General features: G+C 42.4%; 16 protein-coding genes and 1 tRNA gene. 8 read left to right on the top strand and 9 right to left on the bottom strand.

Annotated elements, in window-relative coordinates:
* Window positions 1–36 precede the first annotated feature (36 nt).
* The 9 genes from flgJ to flgB are packed head-to-tail and all read right to left on the bottom strand — an operon-like array spanning window position 37 to window position 7143.
* Window positions 37–963 (bottom strand): flagellar assembly peptidoglycan hydrolase FlgJ, encoded by a 927-nt coding sequence (gene flgJ / locus CYCME_RS05205; protein WP_020932331.1) that lies wholly within the window; start codon window positions 961–963, stop codon window positions 37–39.
* Complete coding sequence (locus CYCME_RS05200) at window positions 963–2063, bottom strand: flagellar basal body P-ring protein FlgI (RefSeq protein WP_020932330.1); 1101 nt, start codon at window positions 2061–2063, stop codon at window positions 963–965. The genes flgJ and CYCME_RS05200 overlap by 1 nt, the downstream gene beginning before the upstream one ends.
* 9 nt (window positions 2064–2072) lie before the next feature.
* The gene (flgH, locus tag CYCME_RS05195; RefSeq protein ID WP_015006215.1) at window positions 2073–2753 is read right to left on the bottom strand and encodes a flagellar basal body L-ring protein FlgH; all 681 of its coding nucleotides are present in this window, start codon (window positions 2751–2753) and stop codon (window positions 2073–2075) included.
* A 16-nt stretch (window positions 2754–2769) separates the two neighbouring features.
* A complete protein-coding gene (flgG, locus tag CYCME_RS05190; protein WP_020932329.1) occupies window positions 2770–3558 on the bottom strand; it encodes a flagellar basal-body rod protein FlgG in 789 nt (262 codons plus the stop codon).
* A 9-nt stretch (window positions 3559–3567) separates the two neighbouring features.
* Window positions 3568–4308 (bottom strand): flagellar basal-body rod protein FlgF, encoded by a 741-nt coding sequence (gene flgF, locus CYCME_RS05185; RefSeq protein WP_020932328.1) that lies wholly within the window; start codon window positions 4306–4308, stop codon window positions 3568–3570.
* Between the two features lie 27 nt (window positions 4309–4335).
* Window positions 4336–5616 (bottom strand): flagellar hook protein FlgE, encoded by a 1281-nt coding sequence (gene flgE / locus CYCME_RS05180; protein ID WP_020932327.1) that lies wholly within the window; start codon window positions 5614–5616, stop codon window positions 4336–4338.
* 19 nt (window positions 5617–5635) lie between these two features.
* Window positions 5636–6316, bottom strand: coding sequence for a flagellar hook assembly protein FlgD (locus CYCME_RS05175; RefSeq protein ID WP_020932326.1), 681 nt, complete (start codon window positions 6314–6316; stop codon window positions 5636–5638).
* 12 nt (window positions 6317–6328) lie between these two features.
* Window positions 6329–6748, bottom strand: coding sequence for a flagellar basal body rod protein FlgC (gene flgC, locus CYCME_RS05170; RefSeq protein WP_020932325.1), 420 nt, complete (start codon window positions 6746–6748; stop codon window positions 6329–6331).
* Window positions 6749–6750: 2 nt separating this feature from the next.
* A complete protein-coding gene (flgB, locus tag CYCME_RS05165) occupies window positions 6751–7143 on the bottom strand; it encodes a flagellar basal body rod protein FlgB (protein ID WP_016390083.1) in 393 nt (130 codons plus the stop codon).
* Window positions 7144–7482: 339 nt separating this feature from the next.
* On the opposite strand from flgB, the gene flgA reads away from it, so the two are divergent.
* The 8 genes from flgA (at window position 7483) to lpdA (ending at window position 15686) form a co-directional block, all read left to right on the top strand.
* The gene (gene flgA / locus CYCME_RS05160) at window positions 7483–8184 is read left to right on the top strand and encodes a flagellar basal body P-ring formation chaperone FlgA (protein WP_020932324.1); all 702 of its coding nucleotides are present in this window, start codon (window positions 7483–7485) and stop codon (window positions 8182–8184) included.
* 70 nt (window positions 8185–8254) lie between these two features.
* Entirely contained in the window at window positions 8255–8578 is a 324-nt protein-coding gene (flgM, locus tag CYCME_RS05155) for a flagellar biosynthesis anti-sigma factor FlgM (RefSeq protein WP_020932323.1), read from the top strand.
* Window positions 8575–9066 (top strand): flagella synthesis protein FlgN, encoded by a 492-nt coding sequence (locus CYCME_RS05150; RefSeq protein ID WP_020932322.1) that lies wholly within the window; start codon window positions 8575–8577, stop codon window positions 9064–9066. The genes flgM and CYCME_RS05150 overlap by 4 nt, the downstream gene beginning before the upstream one ends.
* A gap of 6 nt (window positions 9067–9072) precedes the next feature.
* Window positions 9073–9810, top strand: coding sequence for a flagellar brake protein (locus CYCME_RS05145; protein WP_041932906.1), 738 nt, complete (start codon window positions 9073–9075; stop codon window positions 9808–9810).
* A gap of 131 nt (window positions 9811–9941) precedes the next feature.
* Window positions 9942–10018: transfer RNA gene (locus CYCME_RS05140), tRNA-Arg, on the top strand.
* Window positions 10019–10133: 115 nt separating this feature from the next.
* On the top strand, window positions 10134–12953 hold the full coding sequence (locus CYCME_RS05135) for a 2-oxoglutarate dehydrogenase E1 component (protein WP_015006226.1): 2820 nt from the start codon (window positions 10134–10136) through the stop codon (window positions 12951–12953).
* Between the two features lie 29 nt (window positions 12954–12982).
* Window positions 12983–14239 (top strand): 2-oxoglutarate dehydrogenase complex dihydrolipoyllysine-residue succinyltransferase, encoded by a 1257-nt coding sequence (gene odhB / locus CYCME_RS05130; protein ID WP_015006227.1) that lies wholly within the window; start codon window positions 12983–12985, stop codon window positions 14237–14239.
* Window positions 14240–14252: 13 nt separating this feature from the next.
* The gene (gene lpdA / locus CYCME_RS05125) at window positions 14253–15686 is read left to right on the top strand and encodes a dihydrolipoyl dehydrogenase (protein WP_015006228.1); all 1434 of its coding nucleotides are present in this window, start codon (window positions 14253–14255) and stop codon (window positions 15684–15686) included.
* The last annotated feature ends 290 nt before the right edge of the window (window positions 15687–15976 follow it).

Genomic DNA, 15976 nt, shown 5'->3' with positions numbered 1-15976 from the left:
ATGTCATATTATGTCTTCCATTGTTAACGTATCGGCCTAACTGGCAAAACCTGAAGCTGGAACGGTAAGACCACTAAGCTGCGCACGATTAAGGATCGATAGTATTTTTTGGGCATATGCAGGATCGGTTGCATACCCTGCTTTTTGTAGACCTTTTACAAACCCTTCGTTTGAATCTACTTGAGTTAATGCCTGCTGATAACGTGGGTTTTGTTGCAAGAACTGCACATAATCGTTAAAGCTCTCTTGGTAACTATCGTATGCTCGGAAAGTTGCTTGACGTTTTTCTGCAATACCATTTTCGTACTCAACCGTTTGTACTGAAACAGTTTTGCCTTCCCAGCCATGCGAGGCTTTTATACCGAATAAATTATGACTACTTTGGCCTATTTTATTTCGCATAATGTGTTTACCCCAGCCGGTTTCTAGGGCAGATTGGGCTAATAATACTTTGGCATCCACACCCAGCTCTTGCGCTGCTTGTTGTGCCTGCGGCCACATTTTATGAATAAAATCTTCTGGTGAGTTAATGGCTGTTACGTTACTTGAAGGCTCAGCCGTTTTCACTTCTTGTAAGGCCCCTTGAATTCTTCGTACCGAGGCTTCTCGATAATCAGACAACCCCTGTGCCGCCACCATGTTTTCGCTTTTTACTTGGCCACCCATTTGCTGAACAATCATATCCGCCAACCCCAAATGCCCCCGTTTGGATAAATCTAGAGAAATTTGATCGTCATACATCGATTCATAAAACTTTGTTTTTTCACCATCAATTAACTCGGAATCAGGCACCGTATCTCGCATGCTTTTAAGCATCATTTTTAAAAACACGGTCTCAAATTGACGCGCCACTTGCTCTAGGGCTTCTTGTTTTTCACCCTGCCCGCCAGTGGCCTTAGCTTTTAATTGCGCTAAGCCATTAAAGTCTGCATAAACATCTGCTTGTGAGCCACTTATATTCATTAGATAACAATCAGCTCTGCAGTTAATGCGCCTGCGCCTTTTAGCGCCTCTAAGATCGCCACCAAGTCACTTGGACCCGCACCCACTTGGTTAACAGCCCGCACAATTTCATCTAGCGATACACCAGGATCAAAAACAAACATGCGTTTATCTTCTTCGGTAACGGTTATATCTGTTTGTGGCGTGACAACTGTTTGCCCATCCGAAAACCCGCCTGGCTGGCTAACATTTAAACTCTCGTTAATGGTCACTGTTAAATTACCGTGAGAGACCGCCGCTGGACGTACTTTGACCTGATTGTTTATGACAACCGTACCCGTTCTTGAGTTAATAATAATACGCGCTGCTGATTGTGCCGGCTGCACTTCTAAATTTTCAAGCAATGACATAAAAGCAACCCGTTGAGCTGGGTCACGTGGCATATTCACTTTAACGCTGCCACCGTTTATTGAATGTGATGTTTGCGGACCAATAGCTTGGTTTATCGACATTGCTAAGCGATTAGCGGTTGTAAAGTCAAAGGTATGCAGGTTTAACGTTAAGGAATTACCATCATTAAAGGGGCTATAAACAGAGCGCTCTACTGATGCACCATTAGGGATATTACCTACGGTGGGTATGTTCACACTTATTTTAGAACCATCATTACCCGATGCACTCAAACCACCCACAACTAGATTACCTTGCGCTATCGCATATACTTTGCCGTCAGCACCTTTTAAAGGAGACATTAATAAGCTACCGCCGCGTAAACTTTTCGCCTCGCCAATCGCATTAACGGTCACGTCAATCATTTGCCCTGGTGTTGCAAAAGCAGGTAATGAAGCGTGAATAATAACGGCTGCAACATTTTTAGATTTTATTTGCACATTTGATGGGATTTTAACGCCCATTTGACTCAACATACTGCGCAAACTCTGGGAAGTAAAATCCCCCGATTTCACCTTGTCGCCGGTTCCATTTAAACCAACCACCACACCATACCCCACTAATTGGTTTGAGCGAACACCTGTAATAGAGGCTAGGTCTTTAATTCGCTCGGCATTAGCGTTTGTGATGCTCATTGCTAACAAAACCAATACTATTTTAAAATATCTCATCACCTTCTCCTAAAACGGGAACACCGCACTGATAAAGAAACGTGCTAACCAACCAATTTTATTAGCATCTGCCAGTGCACCTTCACCTGTATACATGATAGTGGCATCGGCAATTCTTGTAGATTCCACACTATTATCGGGGTTAATATCGGTTGGACGAATAATGCCCGATAAGCGAATATACTCATTACCCTGATTTAAACGAACACGCTTTTCACCACGAATTTTTAAATAGCCATTCGGTAAGACATCTATCACGCTAACGGTAATGCTACCGCTGAGGCTATTATTTTGTGTGCTTTCAGTCTCACCTGCAAAGTCACTCGCTGAAGCCAAACTGCTATCAAGATTCAAACCAAATTTAGAGGGGTCACTCATACCCAAAATGGTAGGCGTAGAAATTGAAGTACTGTTATCTTTTTTGATATCAGTATCGGCTTGTTTCTTTGCATTGGTTTTTTCAACCAAATTAATCGTTAAAATATCACCGATTCTTCTGGCTCTTATATCTTCAAATAAACTCACCTCATAACCCGCTTGATAGATAGAACCATTATTGCTTTGTGGCACTTGATAAGAGGTCGGCTTAGCAGGCACATACTCCGGATCGTGGCGAGGTTTACTCATATTATCCATCATCGCGCAACCGGATAGCATGAACACTAAGACAAAGAGTTTAAGGGTTTTCATTATCATGATTCCTTGTTTATAAATCCTGCATTAAACGTTGTAGCATTTCATCTGAATTTGAGATGGCCTTTGAGTTCATTTCATACGCACGTTGAGTTTCGATCATGCTGACCAACTCTTCTACAACGTTCACGTTAGAGGTTTCTAATGAACCACCTGATAACAGACCCACGCCTGTTTCGCCCGGTGTCGTTACCGTTGGGCTACCACTGGACAAAGACTCCCTAAACTGATTTTCACCAATGGGGTCTAGACCTGTTGGGTTAATAAAGTCGGCCAGTGTAATATTGCCTACCTGACTTGGCGTAGAATTACCGGCTTGTAAAACTGACACCGTGCCATCCACACCGACAGTAACACTTAAGGCATCTTCTGAAATGGAAATAGAGGGCTCTAATGGGTAACCGCCTGATGTTACCATTTGGCCATCGCCATCCAGTTTAAAGCTGCCATCACGTGTATAGGTAATACTGCCATCAGGTCTTAAAATCTGGAAAAAACCACGGCCATTTACCGCAATATCAAGCGAGTTTCCTGTTTGCTGAATAGTCCCTTGGGTATGCGTTTTTTCAGTAGCAACCGTACGAACCCCTGTACCAATCTGCAACCCCGTCGGCAAGATGTTATCTTGTGACGATTGCGCTCCAACTTGTCGTACATTTTGATACAACAAGTCTTCAAACACCGCTCTCGACTTTTTGTAACCGGTTGTATTAACGTTGGCTAGGTTGTTTGAAATAACCGACATCCGCGTTTGTTGCGCTTCTAGTCCCGTTTTACTAATCCACATTGCTTGCGTTGACATTTAACTCTCCTAACTGACGCGCATCAATTGAGCGCTTGCTGCTTCGTTTTCACTGACTGTTTTCATCATTTTGACCTGTAACTCAAAATTTCGAGCCAGCTCAATCATGCTGACCATCGCGTTGACAACACTCACATTACTACCTTCTACAGATCCTGATACCAAACGCACTTCGGCACTGGGTTGAGCATCTAGTCCGCTTTTTAATCGGAATAAACCATCCTTACCTTTTTCAACATCTGATAGCTCAGGGTTCACCAATTTAATTCTATCGATGGTTGATAATGTTGCCGCACTATCACCCAGTGGAATAATACTAATCGTGCCATCGCTTCCAATTTCCACCTTGTCAGCCTCTGGTATCGCCACAGGACCACCGCCACCCATCACTGCTAAGCCTGTACCGGTTGTTAGCACCCCATTGGGTGTAATTCTCAAATCGCCCGCACGGGTATAGGCTTCGGTGCCATCTTCTGCCTGAACAGCTAACCAGCCATCACCATTAATAGAGACATCTAAGTCTCGGCCTGTTGACTGTATGGTGCCGTGGTCAAAGTCTATTCCAGGGCGCTCAGCCATCGCATAGACATTCGACGGAAGCCCTGCGCCATATACTGGCATGCTTCTAAATTGAGACAAATCAGCTTTAAAGCCCGTGGTATTCGCATTCGATAAATTATGCGAATTCACCGCTTGCGCCAACATCGCTTGCTTGGCACCGCTCATTGCTACATAAAGGCTACTGTCCATTTAATTTCTCTCTTCTTGAATCAGTGATTATCGAATATTAATAATGGCCGTTTGGATTTCATTCTCAGTTGAAATCGCTTGAGCATTCGCTTGGAAATTACGCTGAGCAGTAATCAAACTCACCAACTCCGTTGCAATATCAACATTAGAGGCTTCAAGCGCACCAGATTGAAGTGAGCCAAAGCCTGCCGTACCAGCAGAACCAATCACTCGGTCTCCAGCAGCAAATGTATCGGCCCAAGACGTATCGCCTAATTGACGCAAACCAAGTGAATTGGGAAAGGTTGCCAACGCTACCTGACCTAACTCTGTGGATTGACCATTGGTGAACGTTGCAGAAACAATACCTGCCTCATCAACACTGATGCCGCTTAGACGACCAGATGCAAATCCATCTTGACTCAGTGAGTTAACAGCAAAATCGCCGCCATATTGGGTAGTATCCGAGTAATCAAAGTTTAACGCTAAGTTTGCAGCCCCATTACTCATTGGCAATGCATCAAAGGCAACATTGCCACTACTGGGCGTTGCCGCCTCAGCAATACTTTGAAATGAACCGAGGCTATCAAAGGTCATCGTCAAAAAGTCATCGGCTCCCGCATTTAATGTTAATGGGTTACCATCTACATACGTATGCACTTGCCATTCATTACTACTGGGGTCACTTGCAACGTAATACATCGTGGCAGGAAAATCATTGCCTAATGAGTCAAAAACCGTTGTTGATGTTGAATAGTTGTAACTATCCGCATCTGTTGCACTAAATTCTGTTGGATCAATCGGGAAAGTCGTATACGTTGATGGAACAGTTTGTTGAGAATCTAGGTTTAATGTTGGTTCAACACTGGTTGTTGCCGACGGTGCTGAGTCACCCGTACTTAACTGTAATGAGGCTAGGTTCCCAGTATTAAATGTACCATTACCATTTGATGGGAATGTTTGTAACTGTCGTCCAGAACTATCAACAACAAAGCCATCTTTATCGGTTGAATAAGCACCCGCCCGAGTATAAACATTAGTTCCATTATCACTTAGAACAAAAAACCCATCACCGTTGATCGCTAGATCTAAACTACTGGAGGTAAATTCAACATTACCTTGGCCAAACTGCTGCGACACACTGGCAACACGAACACCACTACCCGGTGTATTACCAGACACACCTGTAAAAGAGGTAGCAAACACATCGGCAAACTCTGTACGGGACTCTTTAAAACCATTTGTAGAGGCATTGGCAATATTGTTACCAATCACCGATAAATCAGTTGCTGAGGCATCAAGCCCACTTAATGAAGTACGAAATGACATAGTATTCTCCTAAACGTGTTTAAAATATTCTTGAAACATTGCTAAATGGCACACTGCCTAGACCCGACAGGTTCAGTTGCAATGGTTTACCTAGGCCGCCCAAGGTAACGCTGTCAACATCTGCCGAAATTTGTGTATCCAATTCAAAATTTTGACCGTCGATACGCGCTTTAGCATCAACGTTATAAAGCCCCGGAGATGCCACCGTTCCATCTGAACGTTTGCCATCCCATGAGAAAGCAACAGGGCCTGCAGATTGTGTTCCTAGTGGAATGGTCTGCACTATCTGCCCTGCTTGGTCAGTAATATTGATTGAAACGTCTGGTGAACTGGTCGGTAACGTCAGCTCTCCATCAATTGAGCCTCCCGTTGTTAAGACACCTGCCTGTAGCGGAACATTAACCCTTCTTCCCACTAAATTAGCTGCCTGTAGAGCTTGGTCATTTGATACAGATGACGCAAATTCTGAGAAAGAGGTATTCAATCCATCAATGCCAGTGACTGTACTAAATTGTGCCATTTGACCTAAGAAATCACCACTTTCCATTGGCTTCATGGGGTCTTGGTTATTTAGCTGTGTAACCATCAGTTTGAGGAAATCGCCCTGCCCTAGATCACTGTTTGATTTACTGGTATTTGTCGCCGTACTTTGTTGAGCAAGGCCTAAACTTTGTAGCGTATTAAAATCGACTTCTGACATGGTTATTCTCCGTTACTGACCAATTTTTAATGTTTGTTGTAAAAGTTGCTTTGCCGTATTTAGCACTTCAACATTATTTTTGTAGCTTTGACTTGCAGACATCATGTTGGCCATTTCTTCAACCACATTAACGTTTGGCTTAAAAATATATCCGTCTTGATTCGCCATTGGGTGTTGCGGCGCATATTCGCTGCGAAGAGGCGACTGGCTTTCGACCACGCCCAATACGCGAACTTTTTTTGCGGCCGATTGTTGGTTAGCCATTGCTCCGTCTAACACTTCAGCAAAAATTGGCTGGCGCGCACGATATGTCTCACCGGTACTGCTGCTTACCGTTTCAGCATTCGCCATATTGCTGGCCACCAAATTTAAGCGGGTTGTTTGTACGCTCATTCCGCTACCTGCCACATCAAAAATATTATATAAAGACATGCTTATTCACCCCTTAGTGCTGAAAGGTAACTGGAAATTTTGCCGTTCACAAAACGCAGAGACGTTTGATAGTCCATTGCATTTTGCGCATACTTTGCTTGCTCAACCTGTGCATCCACCGTGTTACCGTCTAGCGAAGCGCTTAACGGTGTACGATAAGCAAGAGCAACCGTCGCGGGTGTTTTATCAAACCCAATATGCTGATGATGTGTTTGTGTCACATGACCTGCCGCTGTGTTGAGCCTGTTTAAAACTGACTTAAAATCAAAGTCTCTTGCTTTATAGCCTGGCGTATCGGCATTAGCCATATTAGAGGCTAATACTTCAGCGCGTTTAGAACGATAAATAAGCGCTTGTTCGTGTACACCAAATAATGAGTCAATCGTTGTTGCCATCTGTCACTCCTGTTTCGTTGAAAACAATAAAGCAGAAACCATGCCATTTTTTTAATCTAATTAAATCAATAGGTTATAAAAATAAAAGGGTGGGTAAATAGCGGCAAGAACGGCAAAAAAGCGGCAAAGCGGAAAGCATTGAGAACAAAATTACATACTTTTAATGACGAGGGTAAGCTTGTACCAATCACCCCTTCCTCTGCATTACCTTATATAGAACTATCTAAACGGTTCGTTATTATCATCTCCGGTTCCATTTTAGAAATGTCTTTATTACGGCATATTTAATGCATATATATTTCTAACCTATACATCGTCACGATATTGCACATAACGTTTATGAAATCATTGTTAACACTAATCACTTTCTTACTGCTGTTTTCTCCGCTGCTCTTTGCAACAGAACAACCGTTTGAAGATCATCAAAATATTCTGGACAATGCACATACCTATTTAACCGACAGACTGGCTAAGCAACATTTAGAACACAGTATTACCGTTCAAAACATAGACTCACGTCTCAAACTCAAAAAATGTTCTTCAGAGATTGACATAAGCCTCACCCAAGCGCCTGTAAAACCAGGAAAAAATACATTAAAAATTGAATGCATATCGCAGACTCCTTGGCGAATATTTATGACGGCACAAGTTCAACTTTTCAGCCATGCTCTGGTTTTTAACCAGCCGTTCAACAAAGGGCACCTTCTTAAAGAATCTGACGTTACATTAAAAAAAATTGAACTGACAGGACATCGATCCGCTTACTTATCAGAGTCTAAACATGCGATAAACCATGTCTTAAAAAGGCGAGTTCGCCGAGGCGATCTTGTCAGTGTCAATATTTTGTCAACCCCAACCCTTATTAAAAAAGGTGACAACATCACAATCATTGCAAAAAACAAAGGCTTCCAAATCAGCATGAAAGGCATTGCATTGATGGCCGGAGGCAAAAATGACAAAATCAAAGTGAAAAACATTAAAACCAAAAAAATCATCCAAGGAATTATTTCTGATTCGCAAACTGTTAGAGTAAGCATATGAGAGCGTCTATTAACCATCAAGTTTCCTTACAAATCGCCGATACAGGTGATGCATAGCCACAGGAATTATTATGTCTATTAATATCAAAAAAACCGGCCATAAATCAGCTCAGAGCCCTGTTAACAAAGCAAACAACACCAAGAAAAACACCAAAAGTAGCGCCAAAAAAGCTACTAAAACAGCTGATAGTGATAGTATTGATTTAACTGAAAACGCATCCAAACTCCAACAAATTGAACAGTCTCTTCAAGACATTCCTGTTATTGATACCGGTCGTGTAGAGGCCATTAGCCAATCCATTGAAGAGGGTCAGTACAACATCGATAATGAAAAAATAGCTGATCGAATTATTAAAAGTGAAACAGCGCTTCACCTTAAAAAGAAATCATCATGACAAAAAAACCAACTGATCAACTCATTGAACTAATACAACAGCTTGAGCACATCTCAGGTCAATTAAACAGCACCTTAAAAAAAGAACAAGCCGTTTTGAAGCTGAAAGACAGTCAACAATTATTGGAACTTTCTGACGAAAAAAAAGCCTTAGTTACCCACCTAGAAAACCACACCAAAACCACGCATATTTTTTTAAGAAACATGAATATCAACAAAGGTCTTTACGGTTTTTCAGACGCCCTTTCCAGCTTAGCATCTGGAGGTATCAAGACATTACTAGAAAAAGCCTGGTCCAACATTCAAGCTTTAGCGGAAGACAATAAAAAACTGAATCAAATAAACGGCTCCATTATTGAGCTTAATCGTCGACACACCCAACGCTCACTGGATGTTTTACGTGGACAAGCGAGCACAACCACATCTACATACGGGGCAGACGGCCATGCCGCTAACAGTAAAGTATCAAGAAACATCTCCATTGCTTAATTACACGTGAACTTTATATCCAGTCTAAAGTCATTATTGCGCTCAGAAGAAGAGGAACAAACACCCAACCCTAACCCAAATTTTATCGTTCGGCCCTCTCGTATTAAACACATGTTGCAAATTCTAATGGAGTCGCATGTACAAGTTTCGCTGGTATTCGATAATCAATTAGAGTGCACCAGTAGATTACTTGACGTATCAACAAACGAATTAATACTCGATCAATTAAATAACCGAGCCGCTCATCTTAAAATGCTACCCGGCACGGTTATACAAGTTAACGCCAAGCATCACGCCGTTCCTTTTAATTTTAGCTCAACTATTACCGGCACATTGCACGATGGCAGCTACCTGATGGCGATGCCCGAAAAAATATATCACCCCCAAAAAAGATCCTTCTTCAGAGTACCCATTGAGAATATCGAAAAGTATAAATTTACCGCTGCCATTCAGTTTTCTGAAAACCTTATTTCAGGCTATGTTTACGATGTTAGCTTCGGCGGTATTTGCATTGCGGTTTATTCAAACTCTTATGTGAAAAAAGGCTCTATTCTAACGCCTGCCAGCATGACCCTTAAAGACGGTAGCACTATTCAGTTAGATTTAACCGTTTGCTCTGTAAAAAAGTCTCCGTTAGAAGGCTTTACACGCGTCGGCTGCGAATTCCTTAACTTGACCAGCCAAGAAAAAAGAGAGATCCATAAATTTATTACCGCATGTGAACGCGAACGCGCAAAAAAATAGCCTCCCTCAAGTTCACAAAGCTATAAAAATAAGCGTTTTGCGCTATCCCTAAAAAGCCCAATAGTGATATTATTTGACGCGAATTAATCAGGGTTCCATTTTTAAAATACATTTGACAATTCTTTAATATGGCCTCGGTAGCTCAGCTGGATAGAGCGCACCCCTCCTAAGGGTGAAGTCGCAGGTTCGAATCCTGCTCGGGGCACCACTATAGTGCTAAATATTAAGCATTAACAAAATGAGTAATTTAAACCCTTATCTTTTCTTAAAACTCGATTACACTTACAAACCCCTACATAAATTTAGACAGACGGAATATTTTAATGAACAATTTAATGCAGTTATTTAAAAGCACTTCCGCCCTAAATGGTGCTAATGCAAACTTTGTTGAAGACCTATATGAGCAATACCTCAATGACCCAGAATCAGTTGATGAGCAATGGCGAGAAAAGTTTCATTCCATACGATCGAATGCTGAAACAGTTGATATCCCCCATTCATCTATTAAAAAACACTTTTCTAACCTCGCCAAGGCTCCCACCGGAGTTCGTGTCATTCAAGGCGGCCTTTCTTCAGAGCAATTAGCCAAACAAGCTGCTGTTTCAAGACTGATGAATTCATATCGAATTAATGGTCATAAACAAGCTAATGTAAACCCACTAACACCACCAAAATCACAACTAATTGCTGAATTAGATATCGCTTTTCATGGGTTAAGTGAGCTTGACCTTAATACGCAGTTTGACACAGGTACCTTACACAACACACCTGAACAATTAGCACTGAAAGATATTCTGCCAATACTCAAAGAAACCTATTGCAACAGTATTGGTGTTGAATATATGCACATTAGCGACACTGAAATGCGCTCTTGGGTAAGACGCCGTATGGAAGGCCCACGCGCTCGCCTAAACCTTGAGGCCGATCAGAAAAAATGGCTACTAAAGCTACTGACCGCCGCTGAAGGCATTGAAAACCACCTGCACAGAACCTATGTTGGGCAAAAACGTTTCTCACTAGAAGGTGGGGAAAGCTTAATTCCGATGCTTGATGAAATGCTTCAACGACTAGGTGAGCATGGCGTCAAAGAAACCGTTATAGGCATGGCTCACCGTGGCCGGTTGAATGTTCTCGTCAATATTTTCGGTAAAAAGCCATCCATTCTTTTTGAAGAGTTTGAAGGCAAGCGTTCTGCCTCTCCAGCCAAAGACGGCTCTGGCGACGTAAAGTATCACATGGGCTTCTCCTCGGACATTAATACGCCAGGAGGGGAAATGCACCTTGCCTTGGCTTTCAACCCTTCTCATCTAGAAATTATCAACCCAGTTATTGAAGGCTCAGTACGTGCAAGACAAGATCGACGCGGTGAAACAGGCGAAGATGAAGTTGTTGCTATTCAAATACATGGTGATTCGGCTTTTTCTGGTCAAGGCGTGATCATGGAAACGTTGCAAATGTCTCGTACCCGTGCCTATGGCACAGGCGGCACGATTCACATTGTTATCAATAATCAAATCGGCTTTACCACCAGTAACCCTGCTGATACACGATCAACATTGTATGCTACCGATGTGGCTAAAATGCTGGAAACTCCTATTCTGCATGTTAATGCAGATGACCCAGAAGCCGTTTTGTTTGCAGCTCAGCTAGCCGTTGATTTCCGTCATGAGTTTAGACAAGACATTGTTTTAGACATGGTTTGTTATCGCCGACGTGGCCACAATGAAGCGGATGAACCGGCTGTGACTCAACCATTGATGTATAAAACTATTCGTGAGCTACCGACTACGCGTAAAATTTACGCCGATCGTGTTGTTAATGAAGGCTCATTATCTGCCGACGTGCCGAAAAACTTAGAGTCGGAGTATCGTTCTTCTCTAGAAAAAGGTGAAATTGTCTCACGGCCAATTTTAGAACATAAAGTTAACCCGTTTGTTGCCAAATGGAATGCCTTTTTATCAAGCAAGTGGGATGACCCGTGCGACACCACGGTACCTGCCAAAGAGTTTCATGAGATCTCCGACCTCATGCTTACCTTACCACCGGAATTTTCACTTCAAAACCGAGTGGAAAAAGTACTAGAAAGCAGAAAAAAAATGTCTGTTGGCGCCTTACCTATCGACTGGGGTTATGCTGAAAACATGGCCTATGGGACATTACTAAGTAAAGGTAGAAATATTAGAATGACGGGGCAGGACGTAGGCCGCGGAACATTTTTCCACCGCCATGCCGTTTTGCATAATACACAAAATGGTGAGACCTATACCTCGCTAAGACATATGTTTCTAGAACAAGGTAGATTCTCTCTCTATGATTCTTTTCTATCTGAAGAAGCGGTTCTAGGTTTCGAGTATGGCTACTCCACAACAGAACCCGATGATCTAGTTATATGGGAAGCACAATTCGGTGATTTCGCCAATGGTGCACAAGTGCTGATGGATCAATTTATAAGCTCAGGTGAAACAAAATGGGGACGTATCTGTGGTCTTGTTATGTTATTACCTCATGGTTACGAGGGCCAAGGTCCTGAACATTCATCAGCCCGTTTAGAGCGTTACCTACAATTATGCGCCGAACATAATATGCAAGTTTGTGTTCCATCGACACCAGCACAGATCTTTCATTTATTACGCCGCCAAACATTGAGTTACTTCCGTAAACCACTGATTATAATGAGCCCTAAGAGTTTACTGCGCCACAAACTAGCAACATCTACCTTAGAAGAGCTCACTGAAGGCAAGTTTCACCCACTGATTCAAGAAGTGGATGATATTGATCCTGATAAAGTCACAAGACTGATCGTCTGCTCTGGAAAAGTCTATTATGATTTACTCGAACAGCGCAGAAGCGATGGCCTTGAAAACGTTGCTATTTTCAGAGCCGAACAGCTTTACCCATTCCCTATCGATGAGCTACATGAGTCGTTTGAGCAATACCCTCAATTAAAACAACTCGTTTGGTGTCAAGAAGAGCCCAAAAATCAAGGTGCCTGGTACCAAATTAGACATCGGTTTTTTGATTTACTCAGCGAGAAGCTAGAACTTAAATATGCAGGTCGGCCTATGTCAGCATCACCAGCCGTTGGTCAATTTAGCCTACATGTTGAACAGCAACAAAAATTAATCCATACAGCACTTTATTAAAAAATAGACTTTAAAAAAAAGGAATAAACATGAGCATTGAAGTCGTAGTACCTAGCCTTCCAGAATCCGTTGCCGATGCCACTTTAGTAACTTGGCATAAACAAGCCGGTGACACCGTTTTAAAAGATGAAAATCTAGTTGACCTCGAAACAGATAAAGTAGTTTTAGAAGTCCCTGCCCTGTCCGATGGTGTGTTAGCAGAAATCATTGAGCCAGAAGGTTCTACTGTATTAAGTGGCCAATTGCTGGCTCGCATAGAAGCTGGTAGCGCCAAACCAGAAACCCCAAGCCCAAAAGCAACACCGGCAAAATCAGAACCAGCAACAACGACTTTACCTGCTGAAAAAAATTCAGGTTCAACTGAAGCACTTAGTCCTGCTGTTAGAAAACTCGTTGCTGAGCATGGATTAGACCCCCAACAAATTGCAGCCTCAGGTAAAGGCGGCAGAATCACCAAAACCGATGTGCTAAACCATATCAAGCAACAGTCTAGTAATGGCGTCACAACAGCTTCAGCAACCATGAGCAATTCGGCACCGAGCAAAGCGGCTAAGGCAACACCAATGCCAACCTTACCAACAAGTGAGCGTGCAGAACAACGCGTGCCGATGACACGCCTTCGAGCAAAAATTGCAGAGCGCTTAATTCAAGCTCAGCAAAACACGGCTATGTTAACAACGTTTAACGAAGTAAACATGCAGCCTATTATGGACATTCGCAGTAAATATAAAGATCAATTCTCGAAAGTTCATGATACAAAATTAGGCTTTATGTCATTTTTTGTTAAAGCAGCCGTTGAGTCACTTAAGCTTTTCCCATCAGTCAACGCCTCTGTTGATGAACAAGATATTATTTACCATGGTTATTATGATATCGGCATTGCCGTTTCATCACCTCGCGGCTTAGTAGTGCCGGTACTGAGAGATGCAGACCTGAAAAATTTTGCCGCCATTGAAAGCGGTATTGCTGAATTTGGTATCAAAGCCCGTGATGGAAAATTAGGCATCGATGATCTAACCGGCGGTACATTTACAATCACTAATGGTGGTGTATTTGGATCAATGATGTCGACTCCTATTTTGAACCCACCACAAAGTGCTATTTTGGGTATGCATGCCATTAACCAACGAGTGATGGTAGAAAACGGTGAAATGGTTATACGTCCTATGATGTATCTAGCCTTATCTTATGATCATCGAATTATAGATGGTAAAGAAGCAGTGTCCTTTTTAGTCACTATAAAAGACTTCTTAGAAGACCCCGCAAGATTACTGTTAAACGTTTAATAGGGAGCATCCCATGAGTTTAGATAATAAATTTGACGTTGTTGTCATCGGCGGTGGACCGGGTGGTTATGTCGCCGCAATTCGTTGCGCTCAACTTGGCCTAAAAACAGCCTGCGTTGATGAGTTTACTGATAAAAACAATAAAGCATCCCTTGGTGGCACCTGCCTAAATGTCGGTTGCATACCGTCTAAAGCTCTACTTGAGTCCTCACATCATTATGAACAGTTAAACCACGGCTTAGATGAGCATGGTATCAAAGTAACTGGGCTGAAGATTGACGTGCCCACAATGATCAAAAACAAAGACGATATCGTAAGTCGTCTTACCGGTGGCATCAGTGGTCTCTTTAAGGCTAATAAAGTCACCAGCTTTCATGGTCGCGGAAAATTACTGGCTGGGAAGCAAGTCGAAATCACTAGCAACACTGATGATGTTTCTGTTATTTCAGCAGACAGCATTATCTTAGCAACCGGCTCACGCCCTATCGATATCCCCTCTGCCCCTGTCGACAACATAAATATTGTCGACTCCACTGGCGCACTGAATTTTGATAAAACACCTAAAAAATTAGGCGTAATTGGGGCCGGTGTCATTGGCCTAGAATTAGGCAGCGTATGGAACCGCTTAGGGTCGGATGTTGTGTTACTTGAAGCCCAAGATGAATTTTTACCGGCAGTAGATACAAAAATAGCAGCAGAAGCCAAACGGCAATTTAAGAAACAAGGACTTGATATCAAAATGGGTGCTCGCGTTACCAAGGCGACCACAAAAGCTAAAAAAGTAACTGTCAATTATGAAGATGCTTCAGGCGAACATACCATAGAACTGGACAAATTGATCGTATCGGTTGGTCGCAGGCCCAACACAGATAATTTATTTGCTCCAGAGTCTCCAATTGAACTTGATGAACGCGGTTTTATTGAAGTTGATGAGATCTGGCAAACAAGTCAACCTTGTGTTTATGCGATTGGTGATTTGATTCGTGGGCCGATGCTTGCTCATAAAGCTTCTGAAGAAGGCGTTGCCGTCGCTGAAGTCATTTACGGTGAAGAACCTGAAATAAACTACGATGTTATTCCAAATGTTATCTACACTGGTCCTGAAATTGCCTGGGTTGGGCAAACCGAACAACACCTTAAATCTGCAGGTATAAAAGTAAAAATAGGCACGTTCCCTTTTGCAGCGAGTGGTCGTGCTCAAGCCCTAGGCGATACCACGGGTATGGTCAAAATCATCTCTGATGAAGAAACAGATCAAATTCTAGGTGTGCACATTATCGGTGCCCAAGCTTCTGAGCTTATCGCTGAAGCAGTATTGGCGCTAGAGTACTCTGCTAGCACTGAAGATCTCGCATTAACCATTCATGCCCATCCAACACTTTCTGAGGCACTGCATGAAGCTGCCCTCGCTGTTGATAAGAGAGCATTGCATATCCCTAATCGTTAAGTTGTAATAGTTAAGGTTGTTTATTGAAGTACGTCAATACCATCATCAAGACGATGTTGACGTACTTCAACACCTCCCCCTCCCCAGCACTAATCAAATAGCACATTATTTAATTATTACCCATTGGCTAGGCTCATTAAGAATATGATTTTTCAGAGCATAAGTTTTTCTCTTCTCCCAAAATTAAGGCTTTACAAACAGGGACAATTATATTAATTTTATTAACTTAATATAATAATTTAAGTTAATCTACTAACTTATTGATTATTAGGTATTTAAAAATCCAATGG

The organism is Cycloclasticus zancles 78-ME (assembly GCF_000442595.1).
GTDB lineage: Bacteria > Pseudomonadota > Gammaproteobacteria > Methylococcales > Cycloclasticaceae > Cycloclasticus > Cycloclasticus pugetii.
The sequence above is the reverse complement of the archived record's forward strand: the minus strand, read 5'-3'. Positions and strand labels throughout refer to the sequence as shown.